General features: G+C 56.6%; 30 protein-coding genes. 13 read left to right on the top strand and 17 right to left on the bottom strand.

Annotated features, from left to right (window positions below):
* Positions 1 to 54: 54 nt before the first annotated feature.
* On the top strand, positions 55 to 990 hold the full coding sequence (locus ACM66T_RS03250; protein ID WP_231020366.1) for a hypothetical protein: 936 nt from the start codon (positions 55 to 57) through the stop codon (positions 988 to 990).
* On the opposite strand, the gene hemJ is transcribed toward ACM66T_RS03250, so the two are convergent.
* The 4 genes from hemJ to hpf are packed head-to-tail and all read right to left on the bottom strand — an operon-like array spanning position 987 to position 2,853.
* Positions 987 to 1,421 (bottom strand): protoporphyrinogen oxidase HemJ, encoded by a 435-nt coding sequence (gene hemJ / locus ACM66T_RS03245; protein WP_231020365.1) that lies wholly within the window; start codon positions 1,419 to 1,421, stop codon positions 987 to 989. The genes ACM66T_RS03250 and hemJ overlap by 4 nt on opposite strands.
* Positions 1,422 to 1,430: 9 nt before the next feature.
* Positions 1,431 to 2,072, bottom strand: coding sequence for a hypothetical protein (locus ACM66T_RS03240; RefSeq protein ID WP_231020364.1), 642 nt, complete (start codon positions 2,070 to 2,072; stop codon positions 1,431 to 1,433).
* A gap of 14 nt (positions 2,073 to 2,086) precedes the next feature.
* Complete coding sequence (trxC, locus tag ACM66T_RS03235; protein ID WP_416768770.1) at positions 2,087 to 2,518, bottom strand: thioredoxin TrxC; 432 nt, start codon at positions 2,516 to 2,518, stop codon at positions 2,087 to 2,089.
* 5 nt (positions 2,519 to 2,523) lie between these two features.
* Positions 2,524 to 2,853, bottom strand: coding sequence for a ribosome hibernation-promoting factor, HPF/YfiA family (gene hpf, locus ACM66T_RS03230; protein WP_231020362.1), 330 nt, complete (start codon positions 2,851 to 2,853; stop codon positions 2,524 to 2,526).
* Positions 2,854 to 2,994: 141 nt separating this feature from the next.
* Between hpf and trpS the strand changes: the two genes are divergently transcribed.
* From trpS to ACM66T_RS03215, 3 genes are all read left to right on the top strand, one after another.
* Positions 2,995 to 3,960, top strand: a complete 966-nt coding sequence (trpS, locus tag ACM66T_RS03225; protein ID WP_231020361.1) for a tryptophan--tRNA ligase — start codon at positions 2,995 to 2,997, stop codon at positions 3,958 to 3,960.
* Between the two features lie 98 nt (positions 3,961 to 4,058).
* Entirely contained in the window at positions 4,059 to 4,268 is a 210-nt protein-coding gene (locus ACM66T_RS03220; RefSeq protein ID WP_231020360.1) for a hypothetical protein, read from the top strand.
* A gap of 163 nt (positions 4,269 to 4,431) precedes the next feature.
* Positions 4,432 to 4,641: a hypothetical protein gene (locus tag ACM66T_RS03215; RefSeq protein WP_231020359.1), complete on the top strand. Its 210-nt coding sequence runs from the start codon at positions 4,432 to 4,434 to the stop codon at positions 4,639 to 4,641.
* Between the two features lie 20 nt (positions 4,642 to 4,661).
* Here ACM66T_RS03215 and ACM66T_RS03210 read toward each other — a convergent pair whose 3' ends face one another.
* The 3 genes from ACM66T_RS03210 to hemB all read right to left on the bottom strand — a co-directional run bounded on the left by ACM66T_RS03210 (position 4,662) and on the right by hemB (position 7,901).
* Positions 4,662 to 5,864, bottom strand: coding sequence for a cytochrome c family protein (locus tag ACM66T_RS03210; protein WP_231020358.1), 1,203 nt, complete (start codon positions 5,862 to 5,864; stop codon positions 4,662 to 4,664).
* 81 nt (positions 5,865 to 5,945) lie between these two features.
* On the bottom strand, positions 5,946 to 6,866 hold the full coding sequence (argF, locus tag ACM66T_RS03205) for an ornithine carbamoyltransferase (protein WP_231020357.1): 921 nt from the start codon (positions 6,864 to 6,866) through the stop codon (positions 5,946 to 5,948).
* Between the two features lie 69 nt (positions 6,867 to 6,935).
* Positions 6,936 to 7,901, bottom strand: coding sequence for a porphobilinogen synthase (hemB, locus tag ACM66T_RS03200; protein ID WP_231020356.1), 966 nt, complete (start codon positions 7,899 to 7,901; stop codon positions 6,936 to 6,938).
* A gap of 62 nt (positions 7,902 to 7,963) precedes the next feature.
* On the opposite strand from hemB, the gene ribA reads away from it, so the two are divergent.
* From ribA to ACM66T_RS03180, 4 genes are read left to right on the top strand one after another with little or no spacing between them, the layout of a single operon-like run.
* A complete protein-coding gene (ribA, locus tag ACM66T_RS03195; protein WP_231020355.1) occupies positions 7,964 to 8,533 on the top strand; it encodes a GTP cyclohydrolase II in 570 nt (189 codons plus the stop codon).
* Between the two features lie 2 nt (positions 8,534 to 8,535).
* Positions 8,536 to 9,129, top strand: coding sequence for a 16S rRNA (guanine(527)-N(7))-methyltransferase RsmG (rsmG, locus tag ACM66T_RS03190; protein ID WP_231020354.1), 594 nt, complete (start codon positions 8,536 to 8,538; stop codon positions 9,127 to 9,129).
* Positions 9,120 to 9,350, top strand: a complete 231-nt coding sequence (locus tag ACM66T_RS03185) for a PP0621 family protein (protein WP_231020353.1) — start codon at positions 9,120 to 9,122, stop codon at positions 9,348 to 9,350. The genes rsmG and ACM66T_RS03185 overlap by 10 nt, the downstream gene beginning before the upstream one ends.
* Position 9,351: 1 nt before the next feature.
* Positions 9,352 to 9,744, top strand: a complete 393-nt coding sequence (locus tag ACM66T_RS03180) for a hypothetical protein (protein WP_231020352.1) — start codon at positions 9,352 to 9,354, stop codon at positions 9,742 to 9,744.
* Between the two features lie 15 nt (positions 9,745 to 9,759).
* Here the strand turns inward: ACM66T_RS03180 and ACM66T_RS03175 are convergent, their stop codons facing one another.
* Positions 9,760 to 10,779 (bottom strand): alanine racemase, encoded by a 1,020-nt coding sequence (locus ACM66T_RS03175; RefSeq protein ID WP_231020351.1) that lies wholly within the window; start codon positions 10,777 to 10,779, stop codon positions 9,760 to 9,762.
* A 21-nt stretch (positions 10,780 to 10,800) separates the two neighbouring features.
* Here ACM66T_RS03175 and ACM66T_RS03170 point away from each other — a divergent pair, with 21 nt between their 5' ends.
* Positions 10,801 to 11,844, top strand: coding sequence for an agmatine deiminase family protein (locus ACM66T_RS03170; RefSeq protein WP_416768769.1), 1,044 nt, complete (start codon positions 10,801 to 10,803; stop codon positions 11,842 to 11,844).
* Here ACM66T_RS03170 and ACM66T_RS03165 read toward each other — a convergent pair.
* Complete coding sequence (locus tag ACM66T_RS03165; protein WP_231020349.1) at positions 11,822 to 11,971, bottom strand: hypothetical protein; 150 nt, start codon at positions 11,969 to 11,971, stop codon at positions 11,822 to 11,824. The genes ACM66T_RS03170 and ACM66T_RS03165 overlap by 23 nt on opposite strands.
* Positions 11,972 to 12,078: 107 nt before the next feature.
* Here ACM66T_RS03165 and ACM66T_RS03160 point away from each other — a divergent pair, with 107 nt between their 5' ends.
* Complete coding sequence (locus tag ACM66T_RS03160) at positions 12,079 to 14,100, top strand: TonB-dependent receptor (protein WP_231020348.1); 2,022 nt, start codon at positions 12,079 to 12,081, stop codon at positions 14,098 to 14,100.
* Positions 14,101 to 14,460: 360 nt separating this feature from the next.
* Here ACM66T_RS03160 and mgtE read toward each other — a convergent pair whose 3' ends face one another.
* Both mgtE and ACM66T_RS03150 read right to left on the bottom strand, forming a co-directional pair.
* Positions 14,461 to 15,807, bottom strand: a complete 1,347-nt coding sequence (mgtE, locus tag ACM66T_RS03155) for a magnesium transporter (RefSeq protein ID WP_231020347.1) — start codon at positions 15,805 to 15,807, stop codon at positions 14,461 to 14,463.
* Positions 15,791 to 17,005 carry a peptidoglycan DD-metalloendopeptidase family protein gene (locus ACM66T_RS03150; RefSeq protein ID WP_416768768.1) on the bottom strand — a complete coding sequence of 405 codons (1,215 nt, stop codon included), beginning with the start codon at positions 17,003 to 17,005 and terminating at the stop codon, positions 15,791 to 15,793. The genes mgtE and ACM66T_RS03150 overlap by 17 nt, the downstream gene beginning before the upstream one ends.
* Positions 17,006 to 17,134: 129 nt before the next feature.
* On the opposite strand from ACM66T_RS03150, the gene ACM66T_RS03145 reads away from it, so the two are divergent.
* From ACM66T_RS03145 to ACM66T_RS03135, 3 genes are all read left to right on the top strand, one after another.
* On the top strand, positions 17,135 to 17,944 hold the full coding sequence (locus ACM66T_RS03145; RefSeq protein WP_231020345.1) for a plasminogen-binding N-terminal domain-containing protein: 810 nt from the start codon (positions 17,135 to 17,137) through the stop codon (positions 17,942 to 17,944).
* On the top strand, positions 17,941 to 19,326 hold the full coding sequence (locus ACM66T_RS03140; protein ID WP_231020344.1) for an FAD-linked oxidase C-terminal domain-containing protein: 1,386 nt from the start codon (positions 17,941 to 17,943) through the stop codon (positions 19,324 to 19,326). Before ACM66T_RS03145 ends, ACM66T_RS03140 begins: the two co-directional genes overlap by 4 nt.
* A gap of 65 nt (positions 19,327 to 19,391) precedes the next feature.
* On the top strand, positions 19,392 to 20,273 hold the full coding sequence (locus ACM66T_RS03135; RefSeq protein ID WP_416768767.1) for a YihY family inner membrane protein: 882 nt from the start codon (positions 19,392 to 19,394) through the stop codon (positions 20,271 to 20,273).
* Here the strand turns inward: ACM66T_RS03135 and ACM66T_RS03130 are convergent.
* The 6 genes from ACM66T_RS03130 to ACM66T_RS03105 all read right to left on the bottom strand — a co-directional run bounded on the left by ACM66T_RS03130 (position 20,178) and on the right by ACM66T_RS03105 (position 26,846).
* Positions 20,178 to 21,443, bottom strand: coding sequence for a ComEC/Rec2 family competence protein (locus ACM66T_RS03130; protein ID WP_416768766.1), 1,266 nt, complete (start codon positions 21,441 to 21,443; stop codon positions 20,178 to 20,180). The genes ACM66T_RS03135 and ACM66T_RS03130 overlap by 96 nt on opposite strands.
* Positions 21,444 to 21,514: 71 nt before the next feature.
* Positions 21,515 to 22,957 carry a replicative DNA helicase gene (locus ACM66T_RS03125; RefSeq protein WP_416768765.1) on the bottom strand — a complete coding sequence of 481 codons (1,443 nt, stop codon included), beginning with the start codon at positions 22,955 to 22,957 and terminating at the stop codon, positions 21,515 to 21,517.
* Entirely contained in the window at positions 22,957 to 24,018 is a 1,062-nt protein-coding gene (gene ispG, locus ACM66T_RS03120) for a flavodoxin-dependent (E)-4-hydroxy-3-methylbut-2-enyl-diphosphate synthase (RefSeq protein ID WP_231020340.1), read from the bottom strand. Before ispG ends, ACM66T_RS03125 begins: the two co-directional genes overlap by 1 nt.
* Before the next feature lie 48 nt (positions 24,019 to 24,066).
* Positions 24,067 to 25,902, bottom strand: a complete 1,836-nt coding sequence (locus tag ACM66T_RS03115; RefSeq protein ID WP_231020339.1) for a primosomal protein N' — start codon at positions 25,900 to 25,902, stop codon at positions 24,067 to 24,069.
* 49 nt (positions 25,903 to 25,951) lie between these two features.
* Positions 25,952 to 26,374, bottom strand: coding sequence for a type II secretion system protein (locus ACM66T_RS03110; protein WP_231020338.1), 423 nt, complete (start codon positions 26,372 to 26,374; stop codon positions 25,952 to 25,954).
* Positions 26,375 to 26,390: 16 nt separating this feature from the next.
* On the bottom strand, positions 26,391 to 26,846 hold the full coding sequence (locus ACM66T_RS03105) for a type II secretion system protein (RefSeq protein ID WP_231020337.1): 456 nt from the start codon (positions 26,844 to 26,846) through the stop codon (positions 26,391 to 26,393).
* Positions 26,847 to 26,977: the final 131 nt, after the last annotated feature.

Genomic DNA, 26,977 nt, shown 5'->3' with positions numbered 1-26,977 from the left:
ATGGCATAATGATTTTTGTTGAAATCAAGTACAATCTATTCAAAAGGAGTGCACGTGAAGAATCGGTCCAGCTTTCTGGCGGCCTTTACCGTCATCCTCTTGTTACTGCTGCCGTTGGCATACTTCACCGTCTCCTATCAACTCGACAACCGGAACGATGACGAGGCCCTGCTCAAACGGCTCACGTTCATCGGCGGTTCCATTCAGCGCTATATCACAAATCCGGCGGAAAACGGCGGGATAGAGACGGAGATCGACGAAGCGTTCCGCTCCTCTGAGCTGGTGTATCCTGCCTTGTTACACCCCGGCGAAGCCGAAAGAACGCTGGCTGGCAGCTACGGTACGATGAAGGCGTGCTGGGAAATGATCAAAACAGCATCGGGCACTGCGGACGAAACGCTGAACAAAGAGGGTGAACTCTGCTGGCTGCACGGCAATCACACGCTTTTTGACCTGCACAACGTTATGAAAGAAAAGAGCAAACGGCTGCTCAATACGCTCTTTATGCTTGGACTCTTCGGCAGCCTGCTGATCTTCTACCTGCTCTACCTCATCTACCGGTATGTCCGTATCGACCTGGAAACCAACCAGCGCATCGACTTTCAGACCGGGCTGTTCAATGCCCAGGCTTTCCTGGATGAGTGTACGGGACATGCCCTGGCCGCCCAGCGCGAACATGCCTCTTTTTCCGTTATCCTGATGGTCTTTGACAAAGAAGCCATCCACAGACGGAACCTCAAGCAGCTTGTCAAGGATCTGCACGACAGTTGCCGAAGGGAAGAGAAGCTCTTCCGTCTCTCACCCGCCGCCTTCGCGCTCCTGACATCCCATGCCCATGCAGCGGACCTCGTCCCGCTGTCGGAGCGTCTGCAGCGCATGCTCAAAAACGATCACCTGCTTGCCATACAGACGGAGGAGTACTCCCCCGAAACCGATGCGGAAGCCTTCGGGCTGGCCTGCCTTGCCGAGGCCGAAGCGCTGCAGAGTTAAAAGGGCTTGATGACCACCATGATGACGATAAAGATCATCAGCAGTGTAGGGATTTCGTTGTAGGCACGGAAGAACTTGCCGCTTTTTGTGCACGTCCCCTCCGCCAGCTGCTTCTTGTAGCGCCCGAGGGTGAAATGGTAGATGATCAGCAGCAGCGCCGCCGTCAGTTTCGCATGCAGCCAGCCGCCGCCCTGGAAGAGTCCGGGGTTGAGCGCGATCATCGTCCCGCCGCTGAGGATCGTTGCCCACATCGCCGGCACGCCGATATAGTGGTAGATCTTGTGCTCCTGGATCTTGACGACCTCGACAAAGCCAGCATTGGCCGCATGCTCGGTGTGGTAGACAAAGAGGCGCGGCAAGTAGAAAAGCATCGCCATCCAGCTGATGAGACTCATGACGTGAAAGGCCAGTATCCAGTTGTAGTATTCCATGTAGTGCTCCTAAAAGTTGTGTTCAACATACCAGAGGTTGTAGTTCGATCCGCCGCGGCGCACACCGTTGATCGCCCCGTAGATGCCCGAACGGTGCTTGAGGGCGTACCCGGCATAGGTGTCGTATAGCGGCCGGTAGCCGACCATGCGCCCCAGGTCGAAATCGAGGGAGATGTCGAGGTAGTTGAGAAAGCGCGAGTTGTGATCGCCTTCGGCCTGGGCTTCGAGTTTCTCGACGTAGGGAATGCCCCAGGCATAAGAGGCACCCTCCCCGAACCCGAGGCGGATCGTGCGCTCCCACGGCCGGAAGTTCCAGTAGGCCTTGATATAAAGGGTCATCTCCATAAAGTCGTTCTGGTAGCCATTCTCGAAGAAACGGTTCACGCCCCCTTTAAGGTAGAAGTCCAGAGGAAGTCCCCATGTATCACGGGAAAAGCGGTATCCGAACTCGACACCGCCCGCCGACGTGTCAGCCGGGTGCTGGTTGCCCATCAACGAGATAATTTCACCGAGATCGCTTTCATCGGAGAAACCGTATCCGACCCGCACGGAATAATCGTTATCGTCCGCGGTCACATTGTCGTCTGCCGTTGCCAGTGTTAAAGAGAGTAGAAGTAGAAGAAGTAGTTTCAATGTCATGCCCCGTTTCATGGGGCAGCATTATATCAGAGAAAACGCCCGACCCATTGCCGGAGCTGTTCGGCGCTGAGAGCACCGGAAACCCGGTCGACTTCCCACCCCTCTTTGAAGACGATCAGTGTGGGGATGGACTGGATATGAAAGCGCGATGCCAACGCCTGCTGCTCTTCCGTATTGACCTTCGCGAAACGGGCTTTCAGCACGAAGGAGGAAGCCGCTTCCTCGAACGCCGGGGCCATCATGCGGCAGGGGCCGCACCACGGTGCCCAGAAATCGACGATGACCGGAATGTCGCTGTTGGCGATCTGGTTGTCGAAGGCGCTTGGATCGAGGGCGATGGGTTTCGTATCGAGCAGGGAGTGTCTGCAGTGGCCGCAGTTGGCCTTGGCGTAGGTCTCTTTGACCGGGACGGCATTGACCTGCCCGCAGTGGGGGCAGACCACTTTGCGCTTTTCCATGACCCTTAGGCCTCCTGAACCTCGATGTCTTTGAGGCCCGGTCCGCGGTGGGATTTGAGTTTGTCGTGCAGACGGCGGAGGGCTTTATTCGCACGCTCGACGGCCATATCGATCGCCGCATCAAGGTCGGCGTCTTGCTGCGTAATTACAACCGGTGTGTTATGGGCGATATGGATATCGAATTCTGCTTCAACGCCGTTTTTGACTTTGCTCAGCAGTACATTGATCGTCGTAATATCGAGTCCGAATTTCATGAACTGTTCTTTGGCTTTCAGAACGTGGTCGCGGGTATTGTCCGTCAATGTAATATCTTTTGTGCGAATAGGAGTATTCATCGTAAATCCTTTTTCTTTTTGGGATAAAAAAAGTATAACAGAAGATATCTAAATTGACATCAAATATTCCGCCGTCAGCGGGGCGCTGCGCCCCTTTTCAACCTCTTACGCTATAATGCCGCGACTAAAAGAGGAGAAGCAATGAGAGTTTTTACGGGCATCCAACCCTCCGGTGACCTGCATATCGGCAACTATTTCGGCTCGATCAAAGCCATGGTCGATTCGCAGGCGGAGAACGAGGTTTTTGCCTTTATCGCCAACTATCACGCTATGACGACGGTCCAAGACGGCCGGCGCCTTTCCGAACTGACGATGCAGGCCGCCACCGACTTCCTCGCCCTGGGTATCGACCCAGAGAAATCGACCTTCTGGGTCCAGAGCGACGTCAAAGAGGTGCTCGAGCTCTACTGGTTCCTCTCCTCCTTCACCCCGATGGGGCTGCTCGAGCGCGCCCACAGCTACAAGGACAAGGTCGCCAAGGGGATCTCCGCCAACCACAGCCTCTTTGCCTACCCGGTGCTGATGGCGGCCGACATCCTGCTCTATGACGTCGACGTCGTCCCCGTCGGCAAGGACCAGATCCAGCACGTCGAGATCGCCCGCGATATCGCCATCCGTTTCAACAACGCCTACGGCGACATCCTGAAACTGCCCGAATTCCGTGTCGACGAAAACGTGGCGACGGTCCCGGGCATCGACGGACAGAAGATGAGCAAGAGCTACGGCAACACGATCAATATCTTCGGCGACGAGAAAGCCCAGCTCAAGACGATCAAGAAGATCGTCACCGAAGCCGTCCCGATGGAAGAGCCCAAAGAGTGGCGCGGATGCAACGTCTACAACATTGCCAAGCTCTTCCTCGACGAGGATGAGTGCCTCGCGCTCCAGGAACGCTACGAACGCGGCGGCGAAGGGCACGGCCACTTCAAGCTCTACCTGGCAGAGGTGATCTGGGAACATTTCCGCCCCTACCGTGAAAAGCGCGCCTATTACGAAGCGCACCAGGACGAGGTCCGCGACATTCTCAAAGCCGGCGCGGCCAAGGCCAGCGAAGCCGCCCGCGAGATCACGGAGAAGGTCCGCAGCGTCACCGGCGCCGCATACTGACACCGCGCCCATCCCGGGCGACCTGACTCCAATTTTTTACTCCCCCTTAAACCATCCCCTGTAGAATGCTGCTCCTGAATTTCATTGAGGATAGAGAAATGATTACAGTTAAAATGGAAAAAGAGTGCGGCTGCTTCAAACGCTCGGACTATGAAGCGGTCAAGACCTTCGAGAACAAAGATGACGCCCTCCTGTATGCCCAGGAGCTCTGCAGCGATATGAACGAGACCTTCTGCCAGAAACACGCTTTCCGCGTTACTGAAACGGCGGACAACGAAATGACCATCAACATGGCGATGAACGGCTGAGCCGTTCATCACACCACGAAGACTCGCGGCATCTCCGTCGCTGTTATCTCCCCCCACTCTTCTGTCTGATTAACACCTTTCCCGGGCCTTTTATACCCCGCTGTAGAATAGCCTATGCATCCGCAGTTTTATCTCTGTAAAACACCACGATAAGGAAAGAACAATGGTTACGGTAAAGTTGGAAAAAGAGTGCGGATGCTTCAAAGATGCGAGAAACATTGATTCGGAAATGTCGTTTGATACCAAAGATGCCGCGATGATCTATGCCAAAGGATTGTGCAGAACCATCAATGAGGAGTTCTGCGGAAAACACTTCTTCCGCCCCGCCGAGACCGCGGACGATGAAGTGATGATCAAGCTCATTAACCGCTAAGCGGGTTCCCCGGCCCCGCTTTAGAGCCTGATCGTCGTACGGTTGATAAACTTCTTCTCGCTCCACTGTGGTTCTTTCAGCTCAAGCAGTGAGCGGATTTCGTCATTCACCAGGCGGTAGTGCAGTTCGAAGGTCACCTGTCCGGCCCCTTTGACCATCGGGACTTTGAACGTCTTTGAACCTCGTGCCGGGACGGACATATCATCTGTCGAGCCAGCCGCCAGGTGCGGGATCGTCGGTTTGCCCCGTTTGTCCGTATAGTGCTGGGTCATCGAGATGCTCTTCGTTTCGATCACTTTGGAACCGCTGCGGTAGATGACGTCGAGGATCAGCTCCCGCGCACCGAAGCCCGTCGGAATATTGTGAGGGTTCTCATTGCTGAGCGTCACGATAAAGCTGTCGCCGCTCTTTTTCGCTTCAATCCCCAGGGCATCCTGCCAGAGCCAGTTCGTATGGGCACCGACAAAGCCGTGTTCGCGGATCATGCGCTTCTTCGGTTTGCCGTTGTCGATCGGAAGGTTCGACGCGACCCCCTCCTTTTTCGGGCTCATATGGCAGTCGGCACACTGCTTCGTCGTATCCTTGTACTCTTTTTGCGTGTTGGCAAAGACGAGGTTCTCCGTAGAACGGTCATTGGCGTGGCAGACGAAACAGAGCTGTTTCGGGTCCTTGCCGAAGAAGTCGCGGTACTGTGTCTTGTGGTAGGGGGACTTCGCGTCCTCGATCGGACCGCTCATAATGCCGACCGGGTTCCACTGGATCCGGTGCACGCCCCGCTTGTCCGCCGGGAGGTCATGCTTGATACTGTCGACGTTGTGGCAGACCAGGCAGTTGACCCCCTCTGAAAGCGAACTGTCGCTGACCGCGGCATTGACCTCGCTCCCCTCATCCAGCCCCATCAGGACATCGATCTGGTAGTTGATGTCCGTCGACGTCACGGCAACGCGGGGGTTATGGCAGGCGGCACACTCCACCTTCACGGCATTGATGGGCTTGCGCGTCTTGCGGGCGTAGTACTCCATCGATTGGCGGAGGTACTCGTCATGTTTATAATGTGATTTGGCGTGATAGGAACCGGACCATTCATTAACAATGGCGGCGTGGCAGGATTTGCACTTGCTTGAGTCGTGATATTGTGAATTGAGTTCGGGGGCGGCCTCCGTAGCGTACGTCGAGGCGCCGAAAGCGGCAAACATCAGTAGAGTCGCGGCAATACGTTTCATAACCTTGGTCCCTTTTTAACAGTTTAAATATGATTAAAACTATTATAGGGCGTAGGCGGACCAAAGTCAATTAAACAGATTTTAACGCGCCCGATCGAGCCAGACCATCAATCCTTTTTGGGCATGAAGGCGGTTCTCCGCCTCGTCGAAGATCACACTCTGGGGGCCTTCGAGGACCCCTTCGCTCACCTCCTGCCCCCGGTAGGCCGGCAGGCAGTGCAGGAAGATCGCATCTTCTGCGGCAAGCGCCATTTTCGCTTCGTCGACGATGTAGCCGGCGAAATCGCGGATGCGCTGCTCTTTTTCGTCTTCCTGACCCATCGAGGCCCAGGTGTCCGTCGTCACGACCGTCGCACCGGCAATAGCTTCTTTCGGGTCGTTCCCGACCTTGATGACGGCACCGCTCGTCTTTGCCATCTCCAGGGCGTCCGCAAGGATCGCCCCGTCGACTTCATACCCCTTCGGCGTCGCCACGCGCAGTTCAAAACCGAGCTTGGCGGCGAGCATCAGCCACGAATGAGTCATATTGTTGCCGTCGCCGACATAGGCAACAACAGGATTTTCCGCCTGACCGTGTTCGATCATCGTCATATAATCCGCCAGTAGCTGCACCGGGTGGTAGCTGTCCGTGAGGCCGTTGATGACGGGGACCTTGGAGAAGGAGGCGAACTCTTCGAGCATGCTCTGCTCGAAGGTACGGATCATCACCATGTCGCACATGGAGGAGATGACGCGGGCCGTATCTTTGACCGGCTCGCCACGGCCCAGGTGGATGTCGCGGTTGGAGAGGAAGAGCCCCTGTCCGCCGAGCTGGTAGATCCCGGTCTCGAAACTGACCCGGGTCCGCGTCGAACTCTTCTCGAAGATCATCGCCAGCGTCTGCTTGTCCAGATAGGGCTTGTGTTCGCGGCGTTTACACTCGGACTTGATCTGCAGTCCGAGGTCGATGATGGAGAGGATCTCCTCTTTGGTGTAATCTCTGAGGGTTAAAAAGTGTCGCATTTTCTGCTCACGGCGTAACGGGTTTCCCCGGAATGAAAGCGCCCATTATATCGTAAAGTGCGAAAAAGGCTACAGCAGCCCCGCTACCTCTTTGGCGTGGTAGCTGATAATGATGTCCGCGCCGGCGCGTTTGAAGCCAAGCATCGTCTCCATCATCACCCGCTCGTAATCAATCAAGCCGGCCGCTCCTGCATGTTTGAGCATGGCGTATTCGCCGCTGACATTGTAGACCGCGAGCGGAAGAGAGGTCGCTTCGCGGATGTCGCGGATGATATCAAGGTAGGCAAGCGCAGGCTTGACCATCAAGATATCCGCGCCCTGCATCTCGTCCGCGATGCTCTCGGCGATCGCCTCGCGGCGGTTGGCCGGGTCCATCTGGTAGGTGGCGCGGTCCCCGAACGACGGCGTCGATTCCGCGACATCGCGGAACGGGCCGTAGTAGCCGCTGGCGAACTTCGTCGAGTAGCTCATGACCGGCAGGTTCTCGTACCCGCTGCCGTCAAGCGCCGTGCGCAGGGTCTCGATGATCCCGTCCATCATGCCCGAGGGCGCGATCATATCCGCGCCCGCTTGGGCATGGATGATCGCCTGCTGGCCGGAGATGGCGAGCGTCGCGTCGTTGTCGACGGTCTCGTGCACATGGTCGATGATACCGCAGTGGCCGTGGTCGGTGTACTCGCAGAAACAGAGGTCCGTGACGACGAACATCTCGGGGTGGGCCCGCTTGATTGCTTTGACGGCCGTGGCGATGATGCCGTTCTCATCCAGCGCATCGGAGCCCACGGAGTCTTTGACGTCGGGAATCCCGAAGAGGATAATGGAGTAGATCCCCAGTGCCTTGAGCGTTTCGCACTCGCGGATGGCTTCGTCGATACTCATCTGGAATACGCCCGGCATCGAGGCGACTTCCGTCTTGATCCCTTCGCCCGAACGCACGAAAAGAGGATAGATAAAATCGTCCGCACGGACGTGGTATTCGCGCACCAGAGCACGCAGATGGGAATTGAGCCGGTTACGGCGGAAACGTTGGAACATGTTCACCCTTGACAATTTTGCTATAATCGCATTGTAACAATTCCATCGTTAAAGAACTGTTTTTGCTTCAAAATATAAAGATTTCTGATGTTGCCAACCTCCCGTCCCGTTTCGGGAAGTTTAAAGTCCAAGCCTTCAAACAGGGCCATAAAGAGCACCTGGCGATCCTGCGGGAGCCTTTCGGCGACACCCCGGTCGTACGGGTCCACTCCGAGTGCCTTACCGGCGACGCACTGGGCAGTCTCAAGTGCGACTGCGGCGACCAGCTCGCCTATGCCCTCAACATGATCGAAAAAGAGGGCGGCATCGTCATCTACCTGCGACAGGAGGGACGTAACATCGGGCTGCTCAACAAGATCAACGCCTACGCCCTGCAGGACAAAGGCTTCGACACCGTCGCGGCCAATCATCAGCTGGGGTTTGCGGCCGACGAACGTACCTACGAAATGGTCCAGTTCATCCTGGCCCACTACGGGATTACAAAGATCCGCCTGCTGACCAACAACCCCCAGAAGATCAACGCCATCGAGGGGGTCGAGATCGTCGAGCGCCTGCCCATCGTCATTGACCCCAACGAGCACAACGAAAACTATCTGCAGGTCAAAAAAGAGCAGATGGGGCACCTCTTTTAATCATGACATTCGCCCAGAAGATCACCGCCCTCCCCGATGCCCCCGCGCAGCTGTTCTCCCACCTGGAGCGCTACCGCGACCTGCTCCTGCAGTGGAACAAGGTCCATAACCTCAGTGGCTACAAGGATGCCGCGACAGTAGAGTATTACCTCTACGACGCCCTCTACCCCGTTACCTTTTTGCCGCCGGTGGCGACGGCGATGGATATCGGGACCGGTGCGGGGTTCCCCGGGCTGATCCTCGCAATGGCGCAGCCGCAGACCCACTGGACCCTGGTCGAACCGCTGCAAAAACGCGCCGGGTTCCTGCAGTTCGTCAAAGCGACGCTGAACCTGGAGAACGTCACCGTGGCCAACTGCCGCGTCGAGGCGCTTCCCGATCAGCGCTTCGACCTCATCACCTCCCGGGCCGTGACCGATACCGGGATGCTCCTGAACCTCAGCACCCCCTACCGGGATGCGGCAACGATGCTGCTCTTTTACAAGGGCGAAAACGTCTATAACGAAGTGCCGGAGGATCTGCCCTTCCGCATCATCGAGACCGAGGAACGCCACTACCTTCTTATCAACCCTCCCAAGGAGACCGCATGCTCTTGAAAATCCTGCTCGTCCTCGGCGTCATCGCCGCCGTCTATTTCATCTTCTTCAAAAAAAGTACGCCGGTCGCGAAGCAACCGAAGTCCGACACTACTTCCAAAAAGAGTGACGATGACACGATGGTGCCCTGTGAAGCTTGCGGCGTCTTCGTCAGCGTCAAGGAAGCCTTTATCAAAGAGGGAAAATACTACTGTTCAAAAAGCTGCATGGAGGGTGCCTGAAATGCTGATCTTCGGCCACCCGCATCTGGCATCGGAATCTTTCTACCACATCGACGGTCCCGAAGCGATTGCGGCGACCCCCGCGGGCAGCACGGTACTTTTCGCATGGGACCCGTCCAACCTCGACCTTGTTTCTTATTGTCAAGCGAACGACATCCCCTTCGCCCTCGAAGCTGCCTCGGTCAAAGAAGCGCTCTTTGCCGAAAACAGCGGTGCGCGCTTTATCCTGGTCGAGAGCACCCTGGCTCCTTCGGTGCAGAAGGTCGCGGAGACCTACCTTTTCGATGCGAAGGTACTGACCTATATCGAAGATGAGGCGCAGATCGAGGCGATGGCGTTCGAGGGGATCGACGGAGTGGTCTTCGCCGAAGCGGTGATCAAAGTCACCGGGTAAACACTTCTTTAAGCGCTACTCGATGATCTTGCGCGGCAAGCGGGGGTCCAGGCCGACAAGGACCTCGTAAGAGATGGTCCCGGCCGCCTGCGCGTAGCTGCGGGCATCGTTGAAGATGAGCAACTCGTCCGCGTCGCCGGCAAAGCTGCAGTTGTCCATGGAGACGCGCCCCAGCATTTTTTCGCCGCCGGGGGCGCTGTAGCGGTTCGAGGCCGTCCGCAGCAGCCCGTCGGCATACCCGACGTCGTAGTTGCTGACCTGCAGTTGACGATCGGCACTGAAACACCCGCCGTATCCGACGCGTTCGCCCTGGTTGAGCCGCCGCTGGGAGATCTTTTCGCCCCAGAGCGAAAGAATCGGGAGCAGGTCCGGCTGCGGCAGGCCCTCGGGCATCTCCAGACAGCCGTACGCCGCGATACCGACACGCACCATATCATCATGTCCCTCGTGGCTTCTAAAGGTCGCCGCGGAGTTCGCGGAGTGAAAGCGGAGCTTCGTGAAGCCGTAGCGTTTGGCCAGCATCAGGGCTTCGCGCTTGACGCTTTCAAAGGTGTGGCGCTGCCAGAAATATTCGCTTCCCATCTCATCCGCACTGCGGTGGTGGGTCATTACCCCTTCGAGCTTCAAGCCGTTTTTGCTGATCTTTTCAAAAGCGTGATGCAGCAGGTGCGGCGGGACCCCGTTGCGGTGCATCCCTGTATCGACCTTGAGCTCCACCCGGCTGCCGGGGGGAAAGCTCTTGATCTGCTCCATCGCATTTATGGTAAAACAGTACGCGGGCATCAGCACTGAGGGCGTATCCGCAAGGACGAGGATGTAATGGAACTTGTCCCGGACCTGCTCCGCTTCGTCAATGCTGCGGACGACGGCCCGGGTGATCCCGTATTTGCTCGCGACCTGCGCGATCTGCTTCAACCCGTGCCCGTAGGCATTGTCCTTGAGGACCAGTGCGATCTTGTCACGGCTCTGGAGCTGTTTGGAGATCATATTGAGATTGTGGTGAAACGCTTTGCGGTCTAGGGTGATAAAAGCCATACGACATTATAATGTCATAAATTGAATATAGCGAGCCCAGCAGTGCCCCAGCCGAAACGTCTCCCCGCCGAGTTTGAACCCCAGTCCTTCGTCCAGCTGATCTTCCCCCACGCCGCCAGCGACTGGGCCCCCTATCTGGATGAAGCATGCCTTACGTTTGCCCGTATCGCCGAGGCCGTTTCCCGCTACCAACCCTGCCTGATCGTCTGCGACGACATCGCCCGGGTCCAGCGTTACGTCGCCCCGGGCGCGAACCGCTGTTTCACAGCGTACAAGACCGACGATACCTGGGCCCGCGACTGCAGCGGCATCACCGTCGAAACGGAGACAGGGTGCCTGATCCAGGACTTCACCTTTACCGGGTGGGGCGGCAAGTTCGAAGCGGCCAGGGACAGTGCCATGACCGCTGCGATTGCCGGATGCTACGATGCCCCGGTTGCCTCGCACCGCTTCATCCTCGAAGGGGGCGGGATCGAGAGCAACGGCGAAGGAGTGCTGCTCGTCACCGAAGCGTGCCTGCTCAACCCCAACCGCAACACGGCCCTGACAAGCCGCGCGGAGATTGAAGCCGTGCTTTCCGAGACCCTGGGCGTCAAACGGACCCTCTGGCTCACCTCGGGCTACCTCGCCGGGGACGACACCGACAGCCACATCGACACCCTCGCCCGCTTCTGCGACGCCGACACCATCTGCTACGTCCAATGCACGGATGCTGCCGACGAGCACTACGAGGCACTGCAGACGATGGAGCGGGAGCTACAGGCGCTGCGCAATGACCGTAGCGAGCCCTTCCGTCTCGTCCCTCTGCCGATGACCGAGGCGATCCATTTTGAGGACGAACGGCTGCCGGCGACCTACGCGAACTTCCTCATCATCAACGGCGCCATCCTTGTCCCGGTCTACAACGACCCCCACGACGACGAAGCACTGGCGATTTTCAGACGCCTCTTCCCCGACCGGGAGGTCATCGGTATCGACTGCAGCGTCCTGATCCGGCAGCACGGTTCGCTGCACTGCGTAACGATGCAGTTCCCCGCCTGCGTTACTCTGCGCTGCCCTGCATAACGGCTTCGACCTTCTCCGGCGTCACGTCCTGCTCCGTGAAGAGCAGGGAAAAACCCTGAAAAAGAAAAAAGGCCGACCCGGCGAGCAGCAGGACGATTTTGATGATCTGTTTCGTTTTGTCATTCATGGGCGCCATTGTAACGCATCCTCTGCGAAGCGATAAGCATTTAACAGACTCCTAACACTTTTGCTCTACTATTGACGGTTTTGAATGTAATTGAATGAAGGACAAGAATGAAGAAAACAGTATTGGTTTCGCTGGCCGCGGCCGCACTGCTGGCCAATGAAACGGTAGAGAACAACGCCACGGACAGCGACGTAGCGACGCTCGGCAGCATCGTCGTCGAAAGTTCATCGCTCAGCGACGTTAACACCGAAGAGATCAAATCCGCCGACACCGCCGAGGCATTGGCCAAGCAGGTGCCGAGCATCACCCTGGTCCGCCGCAGCGGTATCGCCAACGATATCATCCTGCGCGGCCAGAAGCGCGACAACATCAACGTCATCGTCGACGGCGGCAAGATCTACGGCGCCTGCCCCAACCGTATGGACCCGCCGACCTCGCACGTCATCACGAACAACATCGCCTCGATCAGTATCATCGAAGGGCCGTATGACGTCGAACACGCCGGAACGCTCAGCGGTCTTGTGACCGTCGACACCGTCCAGCCGGACAAAGGAGTACACGGCAATTTCAACGCCGGGCTCGGCAGCTTCGGCTACTCGAAAGTCGCCGGCACCCTCACAGGCGGTAACGATACGGTCCGCGCGCTGATCGGCGTCTCGGGCGAATGGAGCGGCCAGTACGAGGACGGCAGCGGAAACACCTTCGCCGACCAGATCGACAACGCCGTTGCCGCGGGCACGGCCAAGGCTCCGAATGCCTACCTCCCCTCCGAACGCGACCGCAGCGCCTACGCAAAACGCTCCGTAATGGCAAAACTCTTTGTCAACCTGGCCGAGAACCAGGAACTCCGCCTCGGCTACACCGGCAACCGCAGCGACGGTGTCCTCTACCCCAACTCCGGGATGGATGCCCGCTATGACAACTCGGACCTCTACAACGTCCAGTACGTGGCCACGGATCTGACCAGCTGGTCCAAGGAGCTCCGCGCCACCTACTACTACTCCTACGTCGACCACCCGATGTGGACAGAATGGCGCAAATCCTCCATGATGATGGGGACAATGACCAACCACCTCACTTCCACGATCCAGGGGGCGACGCTCAAAAACACGACGGCACTTTCGGACACATTGGATCTGACCCTCGGCCTCGACGGCAGCCTGCGTAACTGGGATGGCGCTTATGACATGAACGGCACCTATATGGGCCCAAGCATCAACGATGCCGACACCCGCAACGTCGCCTTTTTCGCCGAACTGGAAAAACGCTATACCAATGCAGCCTACAAGCTGGGGCTGCGTTATGACGATACGGCCATCACCTCGGGAAATCCCGCCCTGCAGGACAATGACTACACCTCCGTCGGCCTCAACCTTTTTGCGGACTACTCCCTGACGGAGAGCCTCGGCTTCTTCGGCGGGATCGGTATGGCCTCCCGCGTCCCGGACGCCCGCGAGCTCTACTTCCAGAAAAGCGGCATGATCGTCGGTACGCCCGATCTTGACCAGACGACGAACTACGAAGCCGACCTGGGGATGACGAACACCTACAGCAATTTCAACCTGAAGACGCGCCTCTTTTACAGCCGCCTGAAGGACTATATCTACTATAACGCCACGCCGACGATCATGCAGAACAAGTTCGAGAACATCGACGCCACGATCTGGGGTGCCGAAATCGCCGGTACATGGTTTGCCAGCGATTCCGTCTACGTCGACTTCGGTGCGGCATACCAGTACGGCAAGAAAGACAGTGCGCTCAGAGACCAGAACGGCACCAACCTTGCCGATATTCCGCCGCTCAAAGGCCACCTGGCGCTCAACTGGAACTATCGTGACGACAGTCTGGCCACCATCGAAGGCGTCGCCGCACACCAGTGGGACCGTTACGATGCGGAGAACGGTGAACAGGCTATCGGCGCCTGGGCGGTCATGAACCTCAAAATCGATCACCGCATCAACCGTAACTTCGGTCTGATCGCCGGCGTCGACAACGTGTTCAACGCGACCTACGCCGTTTCGAACACCTATAAAGACCTGACGCTGCTCAGCCTCGATCCCGCCGGGGACGTCATGCTGCTGAACGAACCGGGGCGTTACTTCTACGCCAACGTCTCTTATAAATTCTAACGCCGCAGGAGCCAAACAAGGGTACCGCTCGCAACGCGATGTTTCCTTGAAAGCCCCTCCGGCTACGCTGACGCTGTGTCCGCTTCAGCAGCGGGCTCATACCCCAAGGGCACTTCCTCCGGGGCGCGTGCAGTCAACCGCACTTCATTTATTTTTACAAACTGTAAAAGCGACCCTTCGCCTCGCGAGATTTACTTGAAAAGCTCGGCTACTTCGCTGACGCCATGCCTGCTTTAGCAATGGACTCATGCCATAAATGTACTCCCTCGGGGGCATGCATCTATGGCGCTCTTCCGCACCGTCAAATATCAATGATCTTATAGAAATGTTTACAAGGGAGCCAAACCCTTCAATGAAAAATCAAAGAAGGATAATCTTGGCGAGTCCGAGGAAGCTGAAGAAGCCGAAGACGTCCGTCGCCGTCGTCAGCAGGACGGTCGAGCCGACCGCCGGGTCGATGTTGAGGCGCTTGAGCAGCAGGGGGATGGAAGCACCGAAAAAGCCGGCGATAAAAAGGTTGATGATCATCGCCATCCCGATGACCATTCCCAAGAGCGGAAGCTGGAACCAGGCCCAGGCGATCAGCCCCATAATCAAAGCAAAAAGCAGCCCGTTGAGCAGCGCAACGGCGATCTCCTTGTAGAGCGCCGATTTGGCGTTGCCGAACTCGATGTCCCCCAACGCCATCTGGCGTACCATGACCGTCAGGGTCTGCGTGCCCGCGTTGCCCCCCATCGATGCGACAATGGGCATCAGAATCGCCAGCGGGACATAGGCCGCGATCGTCGCATCGAACAGGCCAATGACCGCCGAAGCGAGGATGGCCGTCAGGAGGTTAACAAAGAGCCAGCTTGCACGGTTTTTGAAAACCCCTTTGATACCCTCTTCCTGCTCAACCTCGTCGTTGACCCCGGCGAGGTTATAGATCTGCTCGGTGGCACGCTCTTCGATGACGTCGAAGATATCGTCCGAGGTGATCCGCCCGACAAGACGGCTGTCGTGGTCGACAACCGGCAGCACGGCGACGTCGTACTGTTCGAAGATCGTTGCCACTTCGTCGATGTCGTCGGTCGCCTCGACCGATCGGAACTCTTTGGGCCCCATCTGCGCACGGAACGTCTGCTCGAAATCCATCAGGATCATGTCTTCCAGTGCAACGGTCGCAACCAGGCGGTGCTCGTCATTGACGATGTAAAGCTGGTGGACATTCTCCAGTTCGCCCTCTTCTTTGAGCCGTTTGAGCCGGGCGATCGCATCGCGTACCGTCTCGTCAAGGGTCGCTTCGAAAAGCTCCGTCTGCATCCACGCACCGGCCTGGTCATCTTCGTAGCTGCGGATCTTGTCGATATCTTCGCGGTCTTCCTCGTCGAGCTGTTCGTAAACGGCCTCGGACTTATCTTCGTCGAAATCGACGATATCCTCGATCAGCTCTGCGGCGTCGTCCGAATCCAGCCCTTCGACCGCCTCGGCGAGCTCGTCACTGGAGTAGTGCTCGATCGCATCCTCTTTGAGCTTTTCGGGCAGTTCGAGCAGGACCTCTCCCCGGACATCCTGGGGGATCCGGCCGAGCATTCCGCGGAAATCCTCCGGGTTATCCTTGTGAACATTTTTAAGCAGGTAAGCGATCTCGCTGGCGTGGGGAAGATGTTCCGTCTTGGCCAGCAGGAACTGCTCGAACGCATGCTTGATCTCACTGATGTGTTTCATTAATCTCCCCCTTTTTCAGCGGACGGCAGCTTTCGGGATCGATATAGCAGGCGTTGTCGATCGTCTCCACTTTCACAGCCTCCGTCGGGTGCGCAAGCACTTCCTCGACCTTGGTATCAAGACTTGCCATCCGGCCTTTGAAGGCTTTAAGTGCCTTGCCGCCGAGCTGTTTCGTTGTCACCTGGACCACCCGTGCCGGATTGATCGCCCGGCCGTTCTTATAGAGGCCGAAATGGAGGTGCGGCCCGGTCGAAAGCCCCGTGCTGCCCACGTAGCCGATCACCTGGCCCTGCTTGACCGGTTTACCGCTGCGGATACCGCCTTTGAGTGCCTTCAGGTGGGCATACAGCGTCACATACCCGTCCCCGTGACGGACCTTGATAAGATTGCCATACCCGCGCGTCCGTCCTGCGAAGATAACGGTTCCGCTGCCGGCAGCCAAGACCGGCGTGCCCCGCGGCGCGGCGTAATCCACCCCGAGGTGGGCACGGTAGCGTTTGAGAATCGGGTGGAAGCGGCGCAGCGTAAACCCGGAACTCACCCGGCCGTTTCGAACGGGTCTGGAGAGCAGGAATCCCTCTACCTGGCGCCCTTTTTCATCATAATAGCGCTCATCGCTGTTCAGGTAGACCGAATGCCGTTTCCCCCGCATTTCAATCATACCGACCTTCAACTCCGGCATGCCGAAAGGGCTTCCAAGACGGTACTTCTGCGTATAGACCATCACCAGCCGGTCCCCTTTTCGCAGATCCCGGCGGAAGTTCAGGGAGTTTTTGAACCCGGCGACGAAGGTATGCGCCAATGAGCGGGAACCTGTCGCTTTGAGAATATCGTAATAGGGGGAGTTTTCAATGGAGAGCGTGATCGACTCCTGCTCAGTCGACGCGATCACCGGGATTGCTTCAAATGCGTAAGTGGCCGCTTTGCGGTAAAGATGCAGCTGCAATTCGTCGGAGACGGGAATGAGCACCTGTTCAATCGTGCCGTTTCGGTCATGCATCACCTGATAGGGCATGCCGGTTCGAAGTTCCTCCGTCAGCTTCTGGTCGTCGCTGTCGATATCGTAATAAAGCGCCTGCGGAAGATGGAGACGCTCCAGGAACATCAGATAGCTCTCGCCCTCGCTCCATTTGTACGTTTCCACCGACGACGCCAACAGCACCAGGGGCGCCAAAAGCAGCCAAAAGACCCGAACCAAATCTCACCTCCATCCAACGGATGTGAAAGGGTAGCAGATTCGTCCTAAAGCCCAGCTCTAAAGGGTATAAAGAGCCCATTTATCAACGCTAGGCTATAATTTTTGCCCATTTAGATTGCAAGGTTTTCAGTGATAAGAGTCTTCTATATTCTTCCGTTATTTTTAGGGTTTCTTCATGCCGGCGCACTGCACCTCTCCCTCGAAAGCGTCTCCGCCGAGAATGCGTCCGGTACGATCAAGACGGCGCGCGTCGAACCGGGCGTCAGCGGTTTTGTCGTCCGCCACTTTACGCCGGAGCACAGTGCGATCATCGCCAATGCCGTCGCCGAGCGCTATGACGACGCGGCCGGTGTCCTGACCGTCGCCTTTTCCGAATACAGCGGTCTGCAGCAAAACTCCCTGCCGCGCGGCGAGTGGCAGCCCCAAGCAGGTGACGAGGTCATCCTCGCCTTCGCTTATACCCGCGGTGTACTGATCGCCCCGACGCGTGCCACCTACTTCAAGTTGACGGAACAGCTCGGCAGTGTCGACTGGATGCATCCCGATACCCTGGCAACCTACCTCTCCTACCGGGGACATCCGACGCCGCTCAAAGAGGACCTGGCCGGATTCTGCACCGTTGCCACGACGGGTCTGCTCTTCCTCTACCTTGACGACACCCTCTTCACCCTGGACTGCCAGAGCCTGAGCCTGCTGCAGGTCACCCAGGCCGGTCTGAGTTATGAGAAGCCGCTGCTCCCTTTCTACACCCGGGTTAAAGAGATCGACGCCAACTGGTTCGGCAGCGGCAGCGGCAGGCTCGATGCCTATGAACCCTATTACCTCGAACTGCTCGTTGAAAACAACCCGCACTCGCAGAAACTATACGACTTTATTCAGTCGCATCCAAGCGCCGATAAGCAATTATTAGACGAATTTGACCTGAAGGGCCAGCCATGATCGATCCCAAGCACCTGCAGCACTTCGCCGCCGTTGTCGGCGACGACAACATCTACAGCGACAAAGCGCATCTTCTCGCCTACTCCTACGATGCGACCCGCGAACGTTTCGAACCCGATGCCGTCCTCTTCCCGCGCCATGAGCAGGACGTCAGCGACATCCTGCGCTACTGCGACGAACACGGCATCGTCATCGTTCCCCGCGGCGCAGGAAGCGGCTTTACTGGCGGGGCGCTTCCCAGCCACGGCGGGATCGTCCTCGCCTTTGAAAAGCATATGAACAAGATCCTCGAGATCGACATGCAGAATATGGTCGCCGTCGTACAGCCAGGGGTCATCAACATGGACCTGCAGCGCGCCGTCGAAGCGGTCGGGCTTTTCTATCCGCCGGACCCGGCCAGCCAGGACTACTCCACGATCGGCGGCAACGTCAGCGAGAACGCCGGCGGTATGCGGGCGGCGAAATACGGCATCACCAAGGACTATGTCATGGCCATTAGGGCGGTGCTCCCCAACGGCGACGTCATCAAGGCGGGCAAACGGACCATTAAGGATGTCGCGGGCTATAACATCGCAGGGATCCTCATCGCCTCGGAGGGGACCCTGGCCGTCACGACGGAGGTGACCCTCAAACTGATCGCCAAACCGAAAATGACCAAGACGGCAATGGGGGTTTTCCCCTCCGTCACGGAAGCGATGGAAGCGGTCTACAAAACGATGGCCTCGGGTGTCACCCCGGTGGCGATGGAGTTCCTCGACAACCTCACCATCCGTGCCGTCGAGCAGACCTTCAACAAGGGCCTTCCCGTCGATGCCGGTGCCATCCTCGTCACCGACGTTGACGGCAACCTCGAACCCGACCTGGACTTCCAGCTCGCCCAGATCGAGAAGGTCTTCCGCGAGAACGGCTGTTCGGACTTCGTCATCGCAAAAGACAAAGCCGAAGCCGCCGACCTCTGGTTCGCGCGCCGAAACGCCAGCCAGTCCCTCGCCGTCTACGGCAGCAAGAAGCTCAACGAGGACGTCACCGTCCCCCGCTCCGCCCTGCCGGGACTGCTCGAGAAGTTCTACGCCATCGCCGACAAGTACAACATCAACATCCCCTGCTTCGGCCATACGGGCGACGGCAACGTCCACACCAACGTCATGGTCGACGGCAAGGACCCCGAACAGGTCAAAATCGGCTACAAGGCAATCGAGGAGGTTTTCCAGGCCACCATCGACATGGGCGGGACGCTGAGCGGCGAGCACGGCATCGGCCTGGCGAAGGCCCCCTACATGGGCATGGCTTTTACCGACGAGGAGATGAATCTTTTCAAGGCGATCAAAAAGGCCTTCGACCCCAACAACATCCTCAACCCGAACAAGATGGGACTCGACTAACCCATACTCCCCCGGTGCGCCCCTGCGCACCGCTTCCGTAAAGCGCTTTGTGCTACAATCTTCGTATGCAAGAGAACATCCACCGCTACTCCTGGAAACGCTTTAAGCGGCACGCCCGCTACTACTGGAACCAGCTCCTTGACTCCGAGCTGACCTACTACGCTTCGAGCCTCAGTTTCTACACGATCTTCACCGTCATACCGCTGCTGATGATCATCCTCTCCATCGCGGTGACGATGCCGAGTTTCCAGGAGTATTACGCGGATCTGAAAACCTTTCTCATCGAGAACCTCCTGCCTGTACAGTCCGAACAGATCTCCCAATATATCGACGAGTTTCTCAGCAACGCCGTCAAACTCAGCGTCGTCGGTTCCGTGATGATCGTCGTCGCCTCCATGCTCTTTTTCGAAAACTACGAGTACATCGTCAACAAGATCTTCCATACAAAACGCCGCTCCATCTGGCAGTCGGTCACGACCTACTGGACCCTGGTAACTTTGAGCCCGATCGCCTTCGGTCTCTCCATCTACCTCTCGACCCGGGCCGCCGCCGTACTCGGCGAATACGGGGCGACGGCATGGTTCAACCTGGTGAGCCTCTTCCCCTATTTCATCGTCTGGATGCTTTTCTTCATCATCTACAAGATCTCGCCCAACACCAACGTCGACACCAAGGCCTCCTTTATCACCTCCTTTATCATCGCCGCCGTCTGGACGCTGGCGAAGAACGGTTTCGTCTACTACATCTTCTACAACAAGACCTATTCGACTGTCTACGGCTCCTTCTCCATCGTTCTCTTCACCTTCATCTGGATCTATACATCGTGGATCATCTTCGTCTACGGCCTCAAACTATGCTACCTGATAGACCGCGCCTACAAATACCGCCGCGGCCAGAAGGGGCAGGAGCATTTTGACCGTCTTGGATGGAAGCGCAAGCAGGCTTAGAGCGCCCCAGGAGATCAGCAGCCACCACCCTGCCTCCACCCTGACCGCAGATACTGGCAGTTCGAGAATCCAGACGATCGGTGCATCAAGAACGCCTCCAGCACCGGCAGCGTGCAGCAGCAGCGTCAGCGGGTAGAAAGGGATAAAGAGCATTGTCCAGAGGATAGAGAGCGGGTGAAGGGCCGAGAAGGTACCGAAAATCGTCAGCGCGATCGGCAGCATCATCAGGTAGACCCACACGTGCATCCCGACGAAGGTGAATATTTTGCCCCGGTCGGCGAAAGTGTGCAGGAAAAGAAAAATATAATAGACCCCCGCTACGGAGAGGCAGAACCCGACGGAAAAGAGCAGCCGGGGCCAGATAGCAATCAAGAGTACGGCGGCGATGAAGAGGGATTGGAACGAGAGCAGCCGGAGGCCGCGGTCATAAAGAAAAAAACCGATGAGCATCATCGCGAAAGCGCGCAGCACGGAGGGCGGCAGTTGCAAAAAGAGGGCATAGCCCAACAGGATCATTGCCGTGACAGCGAACAGATCCCTGTGCGCGTTGCGCCAGGGAAACCAGCGCGACTGCAGGGCGCGGTAGGGAAAACGCAGCAGTGTAAACAGAAGCACACTGAGCAGTCCCAGGTGGAAGCCGCTGATCGCCAGCAGGTGACTGATGCCCAGCTGCCCCAGGGACGTTCGCAACTCGGTTGGCAGCGGCGTTGCCGTAAAAAGTGCGGCAAAAAGCGCTCCGCTTCGTCCCTCGTCATGCTGGGCGGCGAACCACTCCCCCGCCCGAAACTTCCACTGGCGTCGCGGCAAGACGGCATCGACAGCGCCATGGGCGAAAAAGCCGCTGAGATAGTGCCTGAAATCCAGACGGTCCGTTCGCAGCCAGACCCGTACCGCATACCCCTGCAGGTTTCGCAGGGCCGCCGGGGCCGTCATATAAAAGGAGGCACCTGCCTCGCTGCGCAACTTGAGTACCTGATAGATTCGCTCCGCCTTGCGTTTTTCATACTGCTGCTCGACGGTCGCAAAGATCACCGCATCGTCATACCGGGTCAGCCGTTTATAGGCACGATACTCCCCGCCCAGGGAGAGGAGAAAAACAGCGATTAGGAGACCCAGGGAAAGTATCACTTCCCGCGGGGAGGTTAAAAGCGCAGGGGGCTCAAGTTTCATATAGAATAACTATTTTGGTTTATAGCTATTCTATCAAAACTTCTTGAAGGGGAAAATGGAGAGTCTGCGTGTTAAATCGTCGGCATGGAAACGCTGCCGACATCCATCTCCGCACTCTTCGTATCGACGTTCTCGTAAACGATCTCCGTCGCGTTATAGGTCGGCATGTCGATAAAGCGGGTCAGCCGCTTCTGGAAGAGCAGCTTGACATGGCCCGTCGGACCGTTACGCTGCTTGCCGATAATGATCTCGGCCTCCTCTTCCTCCTTCTCGACATAGGTGGGCGTAAACTCCTTGCCCTCGGCCTTCGCGGCCTTTTCACGCTCTTTCTCCTCCTTGTAGAGGTAGACGTCGTCGCGGTAGACGAAGAGGATGATGTCGGCGTCCTGCTCGATGGAGCCGGATTCGCGGATATCGCTGAGCATCGGGCGCTTGTCGTTGCGCGACTCCAAGCCGCGGTTGAGCTGGGAGAGCGCGACGATGGGCATCTCCAGCTCACGCGCCAGCATCTTCAGCCCCCGGGACATTTCGCTGACCTCCAGGTGGCGGTCCCGCGTGCCCGTGCCGCTCATGATCTGCAGGTAGTCGATAACGGCCATCTCGATCTCGGGATGCTGCCCCTTGAGCTTGCGCAGACGGGAACGGAGCTGGTTGATGTTGACCGAGCCCTGGTCATCGACAAAGAGCTTGCTCGACTGCATCCGTTCGACCGCCTGTCCGAGTCTTGTCCACTCCTCGTCATTCATATCCCCGACACGCAGTTTCTGCAGCGGGACGGAGGTATCAACGGAGAGCAGACGTAGCATCAGCTGCTCCGCCGGCATCTCCAGGGAGAAGAAAGCGACGCCCTTCCCTTTTCGCAGCAGGTTCTGCACCATGTTAAGCGCAAAGGAGGTCTTCCCCATTGCCGGACGCGCCGCAACGATGACGAGGTCCCCCTTGCCGAAACCCGTCGTCATCTTGTTCAGTTCAGCGAACCCCGTATCGACACCGACCAGTACGGAATTACCGCGCGCCTTCATCTCTTCGATGTATCGCATCGTATCGATCGTCACCGACTCGGCGTCTTTGAAATCGCTCGTCTGCGAATCCTGGGTGATCTCGTAGAGCTTTTTCTCGACCATGTCCACGACTTCGCTGCTGGGCCACTCCTCTTCGAGCGCGACCTTCTTGATCTCCGTCGTCAGGGTCAGCAGGTGCCGCTTGAGGGATTTATCCTTCAGCTCTTTAATGTAGGCCGCCGTATTCGAGATCGGGTTGGCCGAGAGGATCTCGAGCATCACGTTCTCATCGAACTTCTTCTTCGCATTGAGCTCTTTGCGGATAAACTCTTCGTCGATCGGCTCGTCCCGGCGGGAGAGGGAGACGATGGCACCGTAGATATCCTGGTGTGCCGGCAGGTAGAAATCCTCCGACTTCAGAATCGCTTCGAGCTCCTCGAACTGGGAAGGTTCGAAGATGATCGAACTGAGTACGGCTTTTTCAAAGGCGAGGTTGTAGAGTTTCTCTTCCATTATTCGTTCCCTCCCGCCATCTTTTCAACCTCGTCGACGAACTTGTCCACCAGCTCCTTCTCCTCCAGGCGCGCAACAACTTCGCCCTTCACCATCACCAGGCCGCTCCCCTTGCCGTAAGCGATCGCAACGTCGGCATGCTGCGCTTCACCGATGGCATTGACGACGCAGCCCATAACGGAGACGTTGAGCGGGGCCTTGATATGCTTGGTGCGCTTTTCGATCTCGTCCACCGCGCTCACCAGGTCCGCTTCGATCCGGCCACAGGTCGGGCAGGAGATAATATTGAGCCCCTCCCCCGCCGCGCCGGAATCTTTGAGAATAGCGCGGCCGACGTTGATCTCCTCTTCGAGTTCGCCGGTGATGGAAACGCGCATGGTATCGCCTATCCCCTCCAGCAGCAGCGTGCCCAGACCGATGGCACTCTTCACCGTCGCGTGGAACTTCGTGCCTGCTTCGGTCACCCCAAGATGGAAAGGGTAATTGTTCTTCGGACGCAGCAGGCGATACGCCTCGACGGTACGCTGCACGTCGCTGGCCTTGAGGGAAACCTTGATATCCGTAAAGCCGAGGTCTTCGAGAAATTTGATGTTGTACTCCGCCGAGGCGACCATCCCCTCCGCCGTCTGGCCGTACTTCGCATCGAACTGTTTTTCCAGGCTGCCCGCATTGACGCCGATACGGATCGGGATGTTGCGTTCCTGGCAGGCTTTGACGACATCCTTTACCCGGCTTTTTTCACCGATATTGCCCGGGTTGATGCGGATACAGTCGACGACTTCTGCCGCTACGAGGGCCAACTTATAGTTGAAATGGATGTCGGCGACAAGCGGCAAAGATATCTGTTCCTTGATCGATCTGAGTGCCAGCGCATCTTCCATATCCGGGACGGCGACACGCACAATGTCACACCCCGCGAAATGAAGGCGGTTGATCTGTTCAACCGTCGCTTCGACGTCGCGGGTACGGCTGTAGGTCATCGACTGAACGGAAATAGGCGCATCCCCGCCGACGGGGACATTTCCGACATAAATCTGCTTGGTAGGATAGCGCTTAATCATAGAGGGATTTTAGCCAGATGGCCGTTAGTTTGAGCTTTCAAATCGATATTAGCCGAACTCGATGGGATCCATATCGATCTCGGCCAGCGGCACCTTCGTCGTTTTGAGCGCCCGGATCAGGTCAGTGCTCTTATCGGAGCGCAACAGAATCTGATAGCGGTATTTCCCCGCGATCTTTTCAATCGGTGCCTTCCCGGCCCCGACGATTTCCACCGTGTCGAACACTTTCAGTCCCGTTTCCATCTGACGCATCGCCGCTTCGGCAGTCTCGCTTTTTTTGTGGGCAAAGAGCACGCGGCAGAGCTTTTTGTAGGGCGGGTACATCCCTTCTCTGAAGAGTTTCTCCTCCTCCAAGAACCGTTCATACGCATCGACATAGGCGGAAAAGAATTCGGCATTGAAAGTCTGCACAATGACGCGTGCCGCCTTTTTCCGGCCGCTGCGCCCCGCGATCTGCAGCAAAAGCGACAATGCGCGCTCCCGAGCTCGGTAATCGCTGAGACTGAGAAGGTTGTCCAGACCCAAAACGACCGCGAGCGTCACTGCATGGTAATCATGCCCCTTCGAGAGCATCTGCGTCCCGACAAGCAGATCAATCTCGTGTTCGTTAAAAGCGTGCAGCAGCTCTTTGAGCTTTTTCTGGGTTGTGATCTTGTCCCGGTCGAACTGCGCCACCCGCCACTGCGGCTGCTGCTCATGGAAATATTCGACCGCTTCCGCCGTGCCCAGACGCGAACTGACAAGGTCACCCGTCTGGCATTCGGGACAGTGCTGGGGAATCGCCTCGGCAAACCCGCAGTAGTGGCAGCGTACCTGACGGCGGTAGCGGTGTACGCTCATCCCGACACTGCAAAAAGGGCACTCATAGGTATAGCCGCAGCTGCTGCAGATGAGATATTTGAAATTCGCCCGGGTCGGGATAAAAAGCATCGCCTGCTCTTTTTGCGCCACGGTCGCCTCGATGGCCGATTCGATCTTCGGCGTAATCCCCTCGGCATGTGCTTCAAACTCAAACGCGCGCTCGCTCTGAAAATGCCCGCCTTTGAGCCGGTAGTGGGGGAATTTCACATAGGAACTGAGTGAAGGGGTCGCACTGCCAAGCACCACCGGGATCTTGAGCAGTTTCCCGTAATAGATCGCCATATCCCGGGCATGGTAGCGCGGGCGTGAGGAGGATTTATAACTGTCGTCATGCTCCTCGTCAACGATGATCACGCCAAGATCGTCGATCGGCAGGAAAAGCGCAGAGCGCGGGCCGGCGATGATCCCCGCCTCTCCGCTACGAATCTTGATCAGTGCTTTCTCTTTCTGCTTCTTCGTCAGTTTCGAGTGCCACATCACCACGGCATCCCCGAAATGCGCCTCCAGGCGCTTCTGCATCTGCGGTGTCAGCGAGATTTCCGGCATGAGGAACAAAGAACGTTTTCCCTGTGACAGCATCGCCTCAAAATATTTCATATAGATCTCTGTCTTGCCCGAACCGGTATCGCCGAAAAGCAGTGAGACCGGATGCTTTTTCAGAAAAGTCAACACCTCTTCCTGGCGTTTCGAAAGTGCAATTGAGCCATACAGCGTCTGATCTACCTCGTTTGACAATCCGTCATAAGGGACAAAGAGCCCCAGCGCTTCCCCCAGGGAACAAAAATAGTATTCGGAGATAAATCTTGCGAATTCGATTTGCCAATTTTTGAAATAGGCGCTTTGTAGTGCAGTGATCTTTTCGGTTTCAAAAGCAGGTTGTTCCACCTGCTTCATTACGATACCGAGACGCTTTCTCGTCTGTAGCGACACCTCAATGATTTGCCCCTTCTCCAAAGGTGTATCAGATGCGTAAGTCAGTGCACCAAGCGGGGTATTTAAAAGAGAGAGTTCAAAATAGGGCATTGGCTATCGTGAAAGGAGAGAAAAAAGTTTCACAATAGCCGTAGCAACATCAGTTACCGACAAGCCCGTCACAGTATATCTGACCGGTTGTCGTTAGATTAAACGTACCGTTTGCATTATTATAGGTAAAGCCGCAGTTCACCGTTCCTACTTGGTAGATATAATTCGGGTCGGTACCCCGCCAGTGCCCTCCGGCCGTCTTGGGTGTTACTGCGTACATCAGGATCGTCCCTGTTCCGTTTCCGTCAAACAGTTTCCCGCTTGCAACGCCTGCACCGCTCAACGAAGAGGGATAGGATGTCTGCCCTCGCAGGAGGTATTGCTGCCGTACAGAAATGATTCCGGAACGGATCGCAGCGACATCAGCCGCCCCTTTGGATATCTGCGCATCCTCTCTTGTCGCTGCAAATTTTGGAATGGCAATAGCCGCCAAAATTCCCAGTACAACAATAACAAAAACAAGTTCAATCATTGTAAATCCATATCGTTTAGCGTACAATGGTTCTTCCTTTCAATGGAATGGGAAATTTCCCTTCGTCGATAACATCATGTAACCCGAGACAGAGATCATCGCTACCAGCATTCGCATAACTGAGTTGGATCTCTTCAACATTTCCATCACTACTTTGATTAATGTCAAGCATGACACAGTTTGGAATCGTTCCCATAATAAATGAGACATGCCTTGGAGATTCGGTCGCTTTTCCAGCAATAACAACATTTTTGATCGCTTGAGACATATTTGACATCGTTGGATCGACCGCTCCCCTCGCCACAACATGAGCAGCACATTCAAAGCTGCCCGTCATAACATCGCTCGCCATTCTCGATATTTCTGCATCATCACGCACCGCCGCTAATCTTGGGATCGCGATGACTGCAAGAATTCCTAACACCAACATGACGAATATCAACTCAATCATCGTAAAAGCGGCTTTTTTCATGGTTGATCCCTTAATATCCATGTTACACCTTTAATTCTAATTGCATTCTTAAAACAAAAAAGTGCGATAATAAACAGCAGTAGTATACATGTGTATAGCGAAGGTTGAAAAGGGGATTACTCCCGAGCTTA

The sequence above is a fragment of the Sulfurimonas sp. ST-25 genome, assembly GCF_048079205.1.
GTDB lineage: Bacteria > Campylobacterota > Campylobacteria > Campylobacterales > Sulfurimonadaceae > Thiomicrolovo > Thiomicrolovo sulfuroxydans.
Note: the sequence above shows the minus strand (reverse complement) of the source record. Positions and strands in the feature narration are given on the sequence as shown.